Raw genomic sequence first — 14,411 nt, 5'->3', positions numbered from 1 at the left:
CTAACCCTCCGGCGGCACGGGCGCCGCTGCATTAGTGGTCAGAACGTCGCCTTTGTCTTGCAGTCGCGGCACCGCTGCGTTCAGGTCATTGTGCATCTGAATCACCGTCATAGCGCCGGCGATACCGTCTTCAGCCAAACCCTTCCGGCCCTGATACCAGCGCACTTGGTCTTTGCTGGAGCGACGCTTTAGTTCGGCGTTGAGTGCTTGGTCGTCAGCGGTTAAACGGTCCACCAGTTCCATCATGCGCGCGCTTAACCATAGGTTTTCGCCGTTGGCGCCGCTAAACGGGCTGTCTGGGCGCAGGTATTCCGGATACTGCCACAGCACCCGATAATCCCCAAACCACAACGGTTCCAGATCGCCAAAGGCAACGCTCACCGGCCCCTGCTGCGTCAGCAAGTCAGCCTGCTGCTGGTGCAAACGCCGCAACACCACGTAGCGGTCGCGGGTATTGCCGACATCGTTCTGCAGTCTGCCCTCTAATCCGCCCCTTAATTTTAAAATGGCCGGCCGGTCAAGCAATTCCAGGCTTAGCCGGGTTCCGGTGCGCTCCAGGCAGCCAAGCCCCTCAGCCCGGGCAAAGTCACAGGCTATGGGCGCTTGTTGAGGCTGGTAGTTAATCTGCCAAGCACCAAACAACGCCACAAATGCCGCTGGCAGTTCCAAGCTGTGCGCCTGCAGTTCAAATGTTGTAAGCCCGCCAGCACCGACGGCTGTTTTGGCGACGGTTGCCAGCGTGGCAATATCGCGCGTTATGCGCCCACTGCGTTGAGTCGATTCATTATCCGTGGGTGCGACCTCTGCTACAGGAATTTCAGCAGCCGGGGCGGACATAAACCCGTCAAAATCGCCATTATTCCAACGCTGCACGGCCCACAGGGTTAATACGATGGCCATCAACAGGGACGCCAGAAGTGACCCGAGGCGGCGAAGCCTGAATGCTCCCTGCCCGCTGGAAGGATGGCTACCACGAACTTCACGCGCCGCAGTGCGGATATGAACCGCCGTAATTTCGTGTTCGCCGTCGGCGTAAGCGCCCAAAAGTGCGCGATCGCTGATCAGGTTGATCAGTCGCGGTATGCCCTGGCTTTCACGAAATAAACGCCGCGTGGCCGCACGGCTGAACAGCTCGCCGCGCACACCGGCCACGCTGAGCCGATAACGCAAATACGCAGCCAACTCCTGGCGATTGATCGCTTTAAGATGATAACGCGCCGTAATACGCTGGTTCAGCTGACGCAGCTGCGGCAACGCAAGAATGTTTTGCAGCTCGGGCTGGCCCAGCAGCACAATCTGCAACAGTTTTTTCTCGGCGGTTTCCAGATTGGTCAACAGGCGCAGCTGTTCCAGCACATCCGCCGATAAATTCTGCGCCTCGTCAATAATCAGAACTTTGTGCCGACCGGCAGCGTGAGCTTGCAGCAGGTGGTGATTAATCAGGTCCACCAGCTGTTTGATGCTGGCGTCGTCGCGGTGGAGTATTTCCAACTCGTCGCAGATCACCATCAGCATTTCAGCGACAGACAGGCGCGGGTTGATAATCAACGCAATGTCGGCATTTTGCGGCGCGTTTTCAATAAAACAGCGGCAAATAGTGGTTTTCCCGGTGCCCACTTCCCCGGTAATCACAATAAAACCGCCCTGCCCGGGAATGCCATACATCAAGTGCGCCAGGGCCTCTTTATGGCGCTCACTGAGGTACAAATAGCGCGGGTCAGGCGCTATGGAAAAGGGGGGCTCGCGAAAACCGAAGAAGTCGTAATACATGGTTACGCTAATATCCCGTTTGGCTAATTCGTGAACCTGCTGAGCAAGAGGCTCCCCAACGAATTAGGAGTCATCAACCAATTAAAAGTCATCAAGCATCAGCTCGTCACTGTCGTCGGCGGCAAACGGATCCCGCTTTACCTTACCGTCATTAATCAGGAAGTCGCGGCGCTGCATGTACGCATTGCGAAAAAACACATAACGGTCACCGGAAATCAGCTTTTCAGCCGGAATCAGGTCAGCCCGCACGTCCACCAGCTGCACGCCACGGGCGTACTCATTGTATGGGCTTTCAATTTCGTCCCAGGTGGATGGCAATACAAAGCGATCGACACCAAAGCCTGCAAAATCCCGCGGGTTGGATGGCCCCAGCACGGGCAGCATTAAGTAAGAGCCGGCGCCCGAACCCCAATAGCCCAAGGTTTGACCAAAATCTTCCGGGCGCTCGGGCAAATCCCAGGCGGTGGCCACATCAAACATGCCCGCTAGCCCGAACACCGTATTAAAGGTAAAACGGCCTGCGGCCACGACGGCCGACTCCAGCTTTAGCTGCAACACGCTGTTGGTGAAATTTCTAAGTTCCCCCAAGTTGCTGAACACATTGGTAACGCCACGGTCGGCAAAGTCCGGCATAATCGCGCGGTAACTCTGGGCAATCGGCTTCAGAACCCAACGGTCCAAGCTTTCGTTAAACGCAAACACCTTGCGGTTCCAATTTTCATAAGGGTCGCGTTTGTGCTTGCTGGAATTCGTGGTCAAGGCCGCAGATTCAGTAAACCCTGCGTTTGCCCGTTGCTCTGCTGTCTGTGTCAATGCTTGGGGCTGGGCCTGGCCGGATGCGAATAAAAGCATCAACGCCAACGCCACCGAGGCACCACGGGGAAGCTCAAACAGTGAGCAGGGCCGGAGATTAGTTTGGGTCATGTTAAGCTCTTTACATTCTATATTTACAAACGGAGAGATCGATGTCGGTACCGGGAAATCTTGTCAACACAATCACGACCCCCCTGCGCTGGGGTGATATGGACGCCTACGGGCACGCCAACAACACAGTGTACTTCCGCTTCTTTGAGGAAGCTCGAATTGTCTGGCTGGCCGACATGAAAATCGGCATGAGCGGTCCCACAGGACCCATTATTATAAAGACTAGCGCGACCTTTCTAAAGGAATTGAAGCACCCTGCCAACTTGGTGATTACTACCTACGCCGACAAAGCCGGCAACACCAGCCTCGACACCTACCACGAGATAAAAGACGCAGACAACGGACAACTCTACGCAGAAGGATACGCAAAGCTCGTGTGGTTTGATCACAACACCCGCGGTTCCTGCCCTTTACCAGACGTTCTGCGGGCCCTTGCCACAAACGCCTGAACGGTTTGAAAGAAAAAAGCGGCGGGCAAATCACCCGTCGCTTTTTGTCAGCGGCGGCGCAAAACCACGCTGCCAATAGAATAACCGGCACCAAACGAGCATATTACGCCAACATCCCCGGACACCAGGTCGTCTTTATTCAGATGAAAGGCAATGATTGAACCGGCGGAGCTGGTGTTGGCGTATTCATCCAGAATCACCGGTGCCTCGTCTTCGGTGGCATCGCGGCCCAGAACCCGGCGCGCAATCAGGTGGTTCATGTTCAGGTTGGCCTGATGCAACCACATGCGCCGCAGTTGATCGGGCGTCAGCCCAAGGCTCTGCAGATGGTTCTGAATGGTGTCGCCCACCAGAGGTGACACTTCCTTGAACACCTTGCGGCCCTGCTGCACAAACAATTTGTCAGGCTGACCAACACCGCTGTCGTCGGCGCGATTCAAAAACCCGAAATTGTTGCGGATGGCGTTGGAAAACAGGGTTTTCAGACGGGTACCCAGAATTTCAAACCCCGCGCCCGGCGCTACCGCGTCTTCCCGCTCAACCAGAATGGCGGTGCAGGCATCACCAAATATAAAGTGGCTGTCGCGTTCGCCAAAATTCAGGTGGCCGGAACAGATTTCCGGGCTAACCACCAGCACCGCGCGGGCCGTGCCGTTTTCCACCGAATTCACTGCGGCCTGCAAACCAAACGTGGCAGAGCTACACGCCACGTTCATATCGTAAGCAAAACCCTGAATGCCCAACGCGTTCTGAACTTCAATCGACACCGCCGGGTAGGCCCGCTGTAAGTTGGAGCAAGCCACAATCACCGCGTCTACGTCATCCGCGGTTTTACCCGCCTGCTGCAGGGCTTCGCGACAGGCCGCTACCGCCATATCGCACTGAACCGAAGGCCGATCGTTGGCGCGGTCCGGAATATTCGGCTTCATCCGCGTGGGGTCCAGAATACCCACTTTATCAATCACGTGGCGGCGCTTTATACCAGACGCTTTTTCAATAAAGGCCGAAGACGAATGCACCAAGGCCAGCTGCTCACCACGGGCAATCGCATCGGCATGCTCGGCGTTGTGCAGGTCTACGTACTGATTGAACGTTGCAACCAGTTCGTCATTGCTGATGGTTGCCGGTGGTGTGTACAAACCGGTTCCACTGATGATGGCTTTCATCACGCTAACCCCATGTTATGGTTGAAATCTGAAATCTGAAACCTGAAAGGTTAAAGAGAAAAAGGTTACCACAGTCACCGGCGTTTGCCCGCGTTCCCATTACACCCGGGTAGCCTGCCATTGCTTATCAAGGCGCTTGATAGACACTGTCATCTGCGTGCCCAACTGCTGGGCGAAAAACGACACCCGGTATTCTTCCAGCATCCAGCGGTAAAGCTCAAGCTCCGGGTCTTTAACACCCTGGCGTTGCTGCTCTACAAGCTTGCTGGCGTAACGCGCCCACAGCGGTTCAATGGTATGCAGGAACTCCCGCTCGCGGCCCATCTCCCGCGGCATCTTCTCAAACCGTACCAGAGCCGCTTCAAAATAACGCCCGAACTGGGCCAGCGACTGCGCCGGCGTGTTCACCAAAAACCCCGGGTAAACAAGGTTCCGCATCTGGAACTTAATGTCGGCCATGGAATTGGCCAGGGCCAAATTAATCTTGCCCTTCAGCCGCTTTGCCACCTGTTGGTAACCGTGCATGGCCTGATGAAGGTGGTCTACCGCGGTTTCGAGCGCGGGAATAAAGTCGCCCCGATGCTGGTTAAAACAAACGTCGAACGCCTCCGGGCTGCGCGGTAACGAACCACCCAGAAAGTGCTGCATGGCGGTCGACAGCAGCAGGTCGTCCAGCAGAATGCGCGCCTGCCCTACCGGTGCGAACATCAGCGCCGCCTGTTTGAATTTCGGCAGCTTGCGTTCCAGATCGTCCAGGGTGTTGGCGAAACGATTCAGAATTAGCCGGGCGATGGCCTTGCGGGTAATGGTTTCCGCCGTTAACGAGTCCAGGCAGCGGGTTTGCCGCACGTCTTTGCCCAGGTCCTCCAGAGCCGGATACACCGTCACCTGCATACCGCCTTTTTCGGTTTGCACCTGCTGGGCCAAGGTGCCGAACTGCCAGCTGGAATGAGTCGCTGTAGTGGTCTCGTCTTTGCTGTCGGTGGCGGTAATTGACGCCAAGGCCTGCTCGGCTTTAGCCTCAAGCTGGTTTTGCAAATCAACGGTTTCACGGCTTTCCGCGATAACCGCGCCTTTGTCGCCGGTCACCCGCAGATTCATTCGCAGGTGCCGTGGCAGATCGTTTTGCTGCCAGGCTTGCGGGTCTATCTGCACCCCGGTCATGCGCCGCAGTTGCGCGCCCAGTTGCAACGCCAGCGGCTCGTTAGAAGGCTGTAGGTTGGCCAGAGCCGCGTCGACGAAATCCGGCACCGGGACAAAATTACGCCTCAGGGATTTCGGCAGCCCTTTCACCAGCGCAATACACTTTTCCCGCAGCAATCCGGGCACCAGCCATTCCAGGCGACGCGCCGGAATCTGTTTCAGTGCCATCAATGGCACCCGCAGAGTCACGCCATCGCGCTCGCTGGTGGGCTCAAACTCGTAATCCAGCGGGTATTTCACTCCCTCCCACTCCAGAAAATCCGGGTAGAGGGCACCCGCCTGGGCGTCCAGCGGGCGCTGCAGCACGTCTTCTTCGGTCAGCTCCAGAGCTTTGAGCTCGGCGGCTTCCAGATTTTTCCACCAGTGCTCAAAATGGCGACCGCTGACGATGTCTGCCGGCAAGCGCTGATCGTAAAAGGCCACCAGGGTTTCGTCGTCTACCAGCAAATCCCGGCGACGGGTTTTCTTTTCCAGGTCTTCGACCGATTCCAACATTAGCCGGTTAAGTTCAATAAACGGCGCCCCTGAGCGGTAATCGCCGTCTACCAAGGCGTGGCGAATAAACAAGTCGCGGCAGGCGGCCGGGTCAATGTCGCTGTAAACAATGGCACGGCGCGGAACAATGTCTAAGCCGTACAGGGTGATTTTTTCAAAACCCATCACTTGGGCGCGTTTTTGCTCCCAGTGCGGCTCAAAATAGTGATGCTTTACCACGTGGGCGGCCAAGGGCTCTATCCACTGGGGCTGAATGGACGCCACCATGCGCCCGAACACCCGGCTGGTTTCCACAATTTCAGTGGCCACAATCCACTTGGGCGCGGTTTTCGCCACCTTCGAGCCCGGGAATATCAGCAGCTTGCGATTGCGCGTAGCCATGTATTCGCGGTTTTCAAACTTTGTTGCCACCTGTCCTAACAAACCCGACAACACCGCGGTGTGTAACGACTGATAGCTGGCAGCCTGGGGGTTCAACTTAAGCTTCTGTTCGCGGCAAATCAGCGTCAGCTGGCGGTGCACGTCACGCCATTCGCGCATGCGCATCCAGCTCAGAAAGTTTTTCTGACAGACTTTTTTCAGCTGATTCAGCGACAGTTCCTGGCGCTGCTCTTCGTAAAAATTCCAGATATTCAGCAGGGTAACAAAGTCGGATTCTTTGTCATTGAACGGCGCATGGGCCTGGTCTGCCTGCTGCTGTTTGTCTTGCGGCCTGTCACGGGGGTCTTGCACGCTCAGCCCGGCAATAATAATCAGCACTTCACTCAGGCTGCCCTGCTCCGCAGAGGTCACCAGCATGCGAGCAAGGCGCGGGTCTAGCGGCAGGCGCGACATGGTGCGACCAGCCGCGGTTACCCGGCGCTTGTCGGTGACCGCACCCAACTCTTCAAGCAGTTTGTAGCCATCGTTTATTTGGCGATTATCCGGCGATTCCAAAAACGGAAAGTGACGAATATCACCCAGGCCCGAGGTGGCCATCTGCAAAATCACCGAGGCCAGATTGGTGCGCAGAATTTCGGGGTCAGTGTATTCCGGGCGATTGATAAAATCGTTTTCGTCATACAGGCGAAAACAGATGCCCGGTGCCACTCGCCCACAGCGGCCGGCGCGCTGGTTAGCGCTGGCCTGGGAAATCGGCTCTATAGGCAAGCGCTGAATTTTCGAGCGCACGCTGTAGCGGCTGATGCGCGCCACACCGGTATCCACCACGTAACGAATGCCCGGCACCGTTAGCGAGGTTTCTGCCACGTTGGTAGACAACACCAAACGACGGCCGCGATGGCTCTGGAACACCCGGTTCTGTTCCTGATTGCTAAGCCGCGAATACAGCGGCAGCACTTCGGTGTGCCGCAGCTCGGCGTGGCGCAACACGTTGCTCAAGGCCCGAATTTCCCGCTCGCCGGGCATAAACACCAATACATCACCTGGCGGCTGGCTGGCGCTGCGCTCGTGCTGCTCAATTTCTTCCAACGCCTGCAAGACGCCGTCGGTCCAGCCCTGATCCCGGTCGTCGTCATCGCCGACCAATGGGCGATAGCGCACTTCTACCGGAAAGGTACGGCCGCTGACTTCAATCACCGGGGCGTTATTGAAGAACTCACTAAAGCGCCCAAGCTCGATGGTGGCGGAGGTAATAATGATTTTAAGGTCGGGCCGCTTTGGCAGCAGCTGTTTCAGATACCCCAGCAAAAAGTCGATGTTCAGACTGCGCTCGTGGGCTTCGTCGATAATCAGCGTGTCATAACGGTCTAAAAACGGGTCGTGCTGGACTTCCGCCAGCAGGATACCGTCCGTCATCACTTTCAGGCGGGAATCTTCGGAGGTGGTATCGGTAAAACGAATCTGGTAACCCACTTGCCGGCCGGTTTGTTCGCCCAGCTCTTCGGCAATGCGCGCCGCCACGCTGCGGGCGGCAATACGCCGGGGCTGGGTGTGGCCAATCAAGCCACGAATACCCAAGCCGGCGTTCATGCAAATCTTTGGAATCTGGGTGGTTTTACCAGAGCCGGTTTCACCGGCAATAATCACCACCTGATTGTCCGCAATAGCAGCGGCTATGTCGTCTACCCGCTCCGAAACCGGCAAGCCCTCAGGGAAGCTGGCCGGTTTGTGCAAGCGCTGGCGCGACTGCACTTTTTCCTGCCCGGCCTGCAGCCAGCGGCCAATTTTTTCCAGCTCTTTGGTGTCTGGGCGGCCTTTGGCGCGGGCAAGAGTTCGACTTATGCGGGCGGATTCTAGCTGCGCGCAGGCGCCAAGCTGCTCCGTTATGCCATTAAGAGCGCCATGCTCAGGAGGCGTTGCAGAAACAGTGTCAGTTGAAGATTTATTGATTGCTTGCTTCTTCCCTTAGTTCGCGGCGCAGCACTTTGCCAACGTTGGTTTTTGGCAACTCGGTGCGGAATTCAAAATGCCGCGGCACTTTGTAGGCCGTCAGGCGTTCACGGCAAAACTCTTTCAGCTCACCGGCGGTCACACCGTCTTTGGAAGCAACCAGATACACTTTTACGGCTTCACCGCTTTTTTCGTCAGGTATGCCCACCGCGGCGCATTCCAGCACGCTAGGGTGGCCGGTGATCACATCTTCGACTTCATTGGGATATACGTTGAAGCCAGACACAATAATCATATCTTTCTTACGATCCACAATGCGAATGTAGCCATCTTCCTGAATAACAGCCACGTCACCCGTGCGCAAATAGCCGTCGTCGGTCAGGGATTTACGGGTATCGTCCGGGCGCTGCCAGTATCCGCGCATGACCTGCGGGCCCTTAACACAAAGCTCGCCGCGCTCGCCAAAGGGCGTTTCATTGTTATCGTCATCCACGGTTTTCAGCAGAGTACCCGGCAGAGGCAAACCAATGGTGCCCAGCTGAATAGCGCTGCGCGGGTTAAAACTCACCACTGGCGAGGTTTCAGTCATGCCATAACCTTCGCAAATGTCGCAGCCGGTCACCCGCTTCCAGGTTTTCGCCGCCGTGGACGTGAGCGCCATGCCGCCGGAAGCGGTCAGCTTCAGATGGCTAAAATCCAGCTTGCAGAATTCTTCGTTATTACACAGCGCCACAAACAGCGTGTTCAGACCCAGAAACGCCGTGAATTCATGATTTTGCAGCTCTTTCACAAAAGCGTTTATATCCCTCGGATTGGGAATCAGCACGTTGTGGGCGCCGGCTTCCAACATGGTGCCGCAGTTCAGAGTGAACGAGTAGATGTGATACAGCGGCAGCGGTGCAATCACCACTTCTCTGCCTTCAATAATATTGTCTTCCAGCATCGGCCGAATCTGCAGCAGGTTTGCCACCAGATTGCCGTGGGTCAGCATGGCGCCTTTGGCCACGCCGGTCGTGCCGCCGGTGTACTGCAGCACGGCGATGTCGTCCTGTTTGCATTCAACCGGAGTGAACTTCTCGCGCGCGCCGGCTGCCAGCACCGCGGGTAATTTGTGGGCCTGGGGCAAATTGTACGCAGGCACCATTTTCTTGACGTGCTTGACCACCGTGTTCATCAACGTGCGCTTAACGGTGGAATGCATATCCGCCACTTCGGTCACAATCACGTGTTCAATGCTGGTATTGGGCAGCACTTTTTCCGCGTTGGCGGCCATATTAGCCAGCACCACCAGCGCTTTTGCGCCCGAGTCGTTAAACTGGTGTTCCATTTCGCGGGTGGTGTACAGCGGGTTGGTGTTCACCACAATCAGCCCGGCGCGCATGGCACCAAAGGTAACCACCAAATACTGACACACGTTCGGCATTTGAACGGCAATACGGTCACCGGGCTTAAGGTCGGTTTTATTCTGCAACCAAGCTGCAAAATTACGGCTTTGAACATCCAGATCTTTATAACTGAGGGTAACGCCAACAGCAGACACCGCAGGGCGGTCCGCGTACTTGATTACCGCCTGATTGAACACGTCAACCATGCTTGAGTATTTTGCCAGATCGACATCCAACGACACACCTTGTGGGTACTTGTCTTGGTAAAACTGTTCGAAACTCATCATTACTCGAACTCCTGTCTGGGCTTTTCTAGTTATAATATTAGGCCTGGCAAGTTGTGCGACTGAGTTTCTTCGCTGAAATCAAGTCGACGAAAGTCTAAGTCGCAGAGTCGATGAAATAATAGCAGTTTTGAGCTCAAGCAAATAGCAGTTTCTACCCACCACCTTATTCATTTTCCTGCAAATTACCGCTATTTACTCAGCTGTTTCATCGCGCCTTCCAAGCCTTCCACCGTCAGCGGATACATCTGGTTATCCACCAGCTGACGGGCCATGGCCATAGAGCCGCCCTGCGCCCAAAAGGCCTCTGGCAAGGGGTTCAGCCAAACCACTTTGCGGAAATGATCGGTAATGCGTTGAAACCAGGTGGCGCCGGATTCTTGATTCCAATGTTCAATAGAGCCGCCCGGATGGCTGATTTCGTAAGGCGCCATGGTGGCGTCCCCGACAAAAATAACCTTGTAATCCGAGCTGTATTTATTCAGCAGTTCCCAGGTCGGCGTTACCTCGTTGGTGCGCCGAACGTTCTGGGTCCACACGCCCTCGTAAATGAAGTTGTGAAAGTAAAAATACTCCATGTGCTTGAATTCCAGCCGCGCCGCTGAAAACAGCTCTTCACATTCGCGAATGTGTGGGTCCATAGAACCGCCCACATCAAAAAAGATCAGCACTTTTACAGCGTTGTGGCGCTCGGGCACCATTTTCAGATCAAGGTATCCGGCGTTACGGGCGGTGGAGCGAATGGTGTCGTCCATGTCCAGGGTGTCAGCGGCGCCCTGGCGGGCAAATTTACGCAACCGGCGCAACGCCACTTTGATGTTGCGAATGCCTAGGGTAACGCTGTCATCCAGGTCTTTAAACTCGCGTTTTTCCCACACTTTTACCGCGCGACCGTGGCGGCCTGTTTTCTGGCCGATACGAAAGCCTTCCGGATTGTAGCCATCCGCACCAAAGGGCGATGTGCCGCCGGTGCCGATCCATTTATTACCGCCGGCGTGGCGCTCTTTCTGCTCTTCCATGCGCTTTTTGAAGGTTTCGATCAGTTCTTCCAGGCCGCCCAGGGAATCGATTTTCGCCTTTTCTTCATTGCTCAGGTGCTTTTCAAACTCGGCCCGCAGCCAATCGTCGGGAATCAGCGATTGCAGCAACTCGTCCAGATGCTCGATGCCCTCAAAATACACCTTGAAAGCACGGTCGAATTTATCGTAGTGGCGCTCGTCTTTGACCAGGCACAGGCGCGCCAGATAATAGAATTCTTCCATGTCTGCGAAAGCCAGGCGTTGCTGAAGGGCCTCCAGCAAGTCGAGAAACTCCCGCAGGCTGGCCGGCACTTTCGCCCGTCGCACTTCCAGAAAAAAATTGATCAGCATAAAACCCTACCTTTAAGACTAACCGCGGCGGCGCGCCATAAACGCCAGCTTCTGCAACAGGTGTACATCCTGCTCGTTTTTCACCAGAGCGCCGTACAGCGGTGGCAAAGCACTGCTGCTGTCTTTCTGGTGCAGCATCTTGGCAGACAGCTCATCGGCCATCAGCAGCTTCAGCCAGTCAATCAACTCAGAGGTAGACGGCTTCTTCTTCAGGCCAGGCACCTTGCGCACGTCAAAAAACACTTCCAGGGCATCGCGTACGACCTGCTGCTGAAGACCCGGGAAATGCACGTCAACAATGCTTTGCATGGTGCCCTGGTCAGGAAAGCTGATGTAGTGAAAAAAGCAGCGGCGCAGGAAGGCGTCGGGCAGTTCTTTTTCGTTGTTACTGGTGATCACAATGATCGGCCGATACTTGGCCTTTACGAACTGCTGGGTCTCGTAAACGTAGAACTCCATGCGGTCGAGCTCTTGCAACAGATCGTTGGGGAACTCAATGTCGGCCTTGTCGATTTCATCAATCAACAACACCACTTGCTCTTCGGATGCGAAGGCTTCCCACAATTTGCCGGGAATAATGTAGTTGCTGATGTCTTTCACTTTCTCATCGCCCAACTGGGAATCCCGCAGGCGCGACACCGCATCGTATTCGTACAGACCCTGCTGGGCTTTGGTGGTGGACTTGATGTGCCAGGGAATCAAACGCTTGCCCAAGGCCGCCGCTATTTCTTCCGCCAGCAGGGTTTTGCCGGTGCCGGGCTCACCTTTGATCAGCAACGGGCGTTGCAGCGTTATAGCCGCGTTCACAGCCATTTGCAGGTCGTCGGTGGCGACGTATTTATCGGTGCCGGTAAATTTCATGTTCTGGGTCCTGTAAGTTACTTCTTGCGATCGTTGTCGGGCGTTTTCTTTGGCTCAGGGTCCGTGTCTTTTTCAGCGCCTTTTTCAGCGCCTTTTTCAACTTCGGCGTCTGGCAGGTCGTCAAATTCAGACAGGTCAAAATCGTCATCAAAAGCCAAAGGTTCAGGGTCGTCCTCTTCCGGCTCTATCAGCGGTATGGTTTCTTCGGGCAGTGGCTCTATGGTGGGCACTGAGGTTTCGTCAACCACGGGCTCAGCGGCGGGTTCTGGCTCAATCAGGTCATCCGGGCTTAGTTCCGGTACGTTTTCCGGCTCGTCGATGTCGGTAATCACCGGCACGGCAGCCACTTCCGGGGCTGGAACGGGCGCAGCCGCTTCTGCTTCCACGTTTGCTTCGGCGCCCGCTTCCGCATCGGTTTCATCGATGTTTTTGCGTTTGCGCAGCAGCAGCCAGATCAACAGGGCCAGCACCAGAAGAACACCGGCACCGGCGGCCATCATCCAAGGCGCTATTGCAGAATCCGCGTTCTCGGACTCTGCTAGCTCGGGCTTGTCCAGCTCAGATACGTCTATTGGCGGTATAGCTGCTTCCGGCTCAGGGGCTGGCTCAGGATCCTTGGCTGGCTCGGGCTCAGTTACAGGCTCGACTACAGGCTCAACGTCTGCAGCAGGTTCGTTGACAAGTTCAGACGCGGGCGCCTCCGCAGCCGAAGGCGCTGCATCTACCAGCAGCTGGGATTCCGCAGGGGTAACGGGCTTAAACGGATTAGCGACGTCAATTTCAGGTGCAAACAGTGGCGCGTCTGCGGCGGACGCTTCGGCACCGGCAGCAGGTTCAAACCGCGTAGTTCCAGAGAACTTGCGCGCAAAGGTACTGCTGCGCGCTTCCACAATCACCTGGTACTGGCCGGCGGTCGGCATTTCGGCAATGTTATAGCGATACACGCCATCTGCTGGCGGGCTCTGCTCTGACAACACCTTGGTACCGCTACGGCCATCTTCATTAGCCAGCGTCAGGTTAACGGTCAGCACACTCAGAAAATCGGCATTGGTAATCGGTTCATCACCGTCAAACAGCCCGACTCGAATCGCCAGCGGTTTCTCAATGGAGAAGGTGCCGGGAATGGGACTCACAATCATCCGCAAATCACTCACTACGCTTACACGGCTGCCCTCGCCTAGCTGGCCGTCCAGGCTCCAGCGGCCGGCTACGGGGTCGGTTACGGTAATCAGGTCATAACCCGGTTCGCGAGCCCAGCGAATATTGTCCGGGTGCTGCTGCAAGGTGGTCGCGTCTGCACCGGGCGCTTTCAAAGCCAAGGCGCGGTTGTCAGATGTTTCATTGTCGCCCCAGAAAATCAGCGCGGTGTATTCGGTTACACCGGCGTCTACCATAAAGCCGTCGTCGTCTATGGGCGTCTGCTCTTGCGGCACGGCGGCGTTAAAAGCGTCCAGGAAGGCGCGGCTCAAATCATCCGCATTTTCTGCCACGTGAAAGCTGCCGTTTGAATCGGAGGCCAGTTTACGCAGAAACTCGGTGTCTGCCTCGGCCGACAGCGCTACTGCGTGAAACCGCGCGCCCTGTTGCTTCAACGGCGGAACCAAAGTATCCAGAATGCGGTTAGCTTCGGCTTTATTGGCGCTGGGGTTTCGGCTAATGTCCACCTTGCCGTCGGTAAGCACGATAAAGTGAGTGTTACTCAGTACGCCACCGGTAAAGTAACCATCACTGGCGGTTTCAATGGCCGCACCCAAATTGGTGCGCATGGCCACGGAATTGATCGCGTCGCTTTGCGCAATGGCCATATCGCGCCAGGCATCACTGACTTCGCGGTGGGGCACCAGCATGTTCACGTATTGGCCGAAAGTCCACACACCGGACGTCGCGCCATCGGGCAGCAATCGGGCCAACAAGCGCACCGCCGGGCGGCGTAGATTTTGCGGGTCGTTCTGCTTCATAGAGCCGGAAATATCAACAATAATGCGCACGTCCACCGCGCCCGGCAGCTGCGGGCTATCCCCCTGCTCGGCCTGAGCCTGGACCATTCCCGCAAACGCCGCCACCAGCGTAATAATAAGCGCGCGCCACAGTATTTTGTGCGCTACCAGAGTTGGTTTCATGAAACGTCCCACCACGTTTTCCCTGTGTAAAACGGCCATCAAATGAACAGCCG

9 protein-coding genes are annotated in these 14,411 nt (G+C 56.0%); 1 reads left to right on the top strand and 8 read right to left on the bottom strand.

All coding sequences use genetic code 11. The annotated features are described in order from the left end of the window. Nucleotides 1–1,770, bottom strand: coding sequence for an AAA family ATPase (locus tag MIH18_RS00375; protein WP_249013582.1), 1,770 nt, complete (start codon nt 1,768–1,770; stop codon nt 1–3). 81 nt (nt 1,771–1,851) lie between these two features. After that, nucleotides 1,852–2,694: a VacJ family lipoprotein gene (locus tag MIH18_RS00370; RefSeq protein ID WP_249013581.1), complete on the bottom strand. Its 843-nt coding sequence runs from the start codon at nt 2,692–2,694 to the stop codon at nt 1,852–1,854. 41 nt (nt 2,695–2,735) lie between these two features. On the opposite strand from MIH18_RS00370, the gene MIH18_RS00365 reads away from it, so the two are divergent. Beyond that, on the top strand, nt 2,736–3,143 hold the full coding sequence (locus tag MIH18_RS00365; RefSeq protein ID WP_249013580.1) for an acyl-CoA thioesterase: 408 nt from the start codon (nt 2,736–2,738) through the stop codon (nt 3,141–3,143). Nucleotides 3,144–3,190: 47 nt separating this feature from the next. On the opposite strand, the gene MIH18_RS00360 is transcribed toward MIH18_RS00365, so the two are convergent. The 6 genes from MIH18_RS00360 to MIH18_RS00335 form a co-directional block, all read right to left on the bottom strand. After that, the gene (locus tag MIH18_RS00360) at nt 3,191–4,312 is read right to left on the bottom strand and encodes a beta-ketoacyl-ACP synthase III (protein WP_249013579.1); all 1,122 of its coding nucleotides are present in this window, start codon (nt 4,310–4,312) and stop codon (nt 3,191–3,193) included. Between the two features lie 96 nt (nt 4,313–4,408). Then, nucleotides 4,409–8,275, bottom strand: coding sequence for an ATP-dependent RNA helicase HrpA (gene hrpA, locus MIH18_RS00355; RefSeq protein WP_249014578.1), 3,867 nt, complete (start codon nt 8,273–8,275; stop codon nt 4,409–4,411). A gap of 55 nt (nt 8,276–8,330) precedes the next feature. Next, nucleotides 8,331–10,007: an AMP-binding protein gene (locus tag MIH18_RS00350; RefSeq protein ID WP_249014577.1), complete on the bottom strand. Its 1,677-nt coding sequence runs from the start codon at nt 10,005–10,007 to the stop codon at nt 8,331–8,333. A gap of 191 nt (nt 10,008–10,198) precedes the next feature. Next, nucleotides 10,199–11,377, bottom strand: coding sequence for a VWA domain-containing protein (locus tag MIH18_RS00345; protein ID WP_249013578.1), 1,179 nt, complete (start codon nt 11,375–11,377; stop codon nt 10,199–10,201). A gap of 18 nt (nt 11,378–11,395) precedes the next feature. After that, complete coding sequence (locus MIH18_RS00340) at nt 11,396–12,238, bottom strand: MoxR family ATPase (protein WP_249005060.1); 843 nt, start codon at nt 12,236–12,238, stop codon at nt 11,396–11,398. A 17-nt stretch (nt 12,239–12,255) separates the two neighbouring features. After that, the gene (locus MIH18_RS00335) at nt 12,256–14,358 is read right to left on the bottom strand and encodes a VWA domain-containing protein (RefSeq protein WP_249013577.1); all 2,103 of its coding nucleotides are present in this window, start codon (nt 14,356–14,358) and stop codon (nt 12,256–12,258) included. Between the last annotated feature and the right edge of the window lie 53 nt (nt 14,359–14,411).

It is taken from the genome of Marinobacter sp. M3C (assembly GCF_023311895.1).
GTDB lineage: Bacteria > Pseudomonadota > Gammaproteobacteria > Pseudomonadales > Oleiphilaceae > Marinobacter.
The sequence above is the reverse complement of the archived record's forward strand: the minus strand, read 5'-3'. Positions and strand labels throughout refer to the sequence as shown.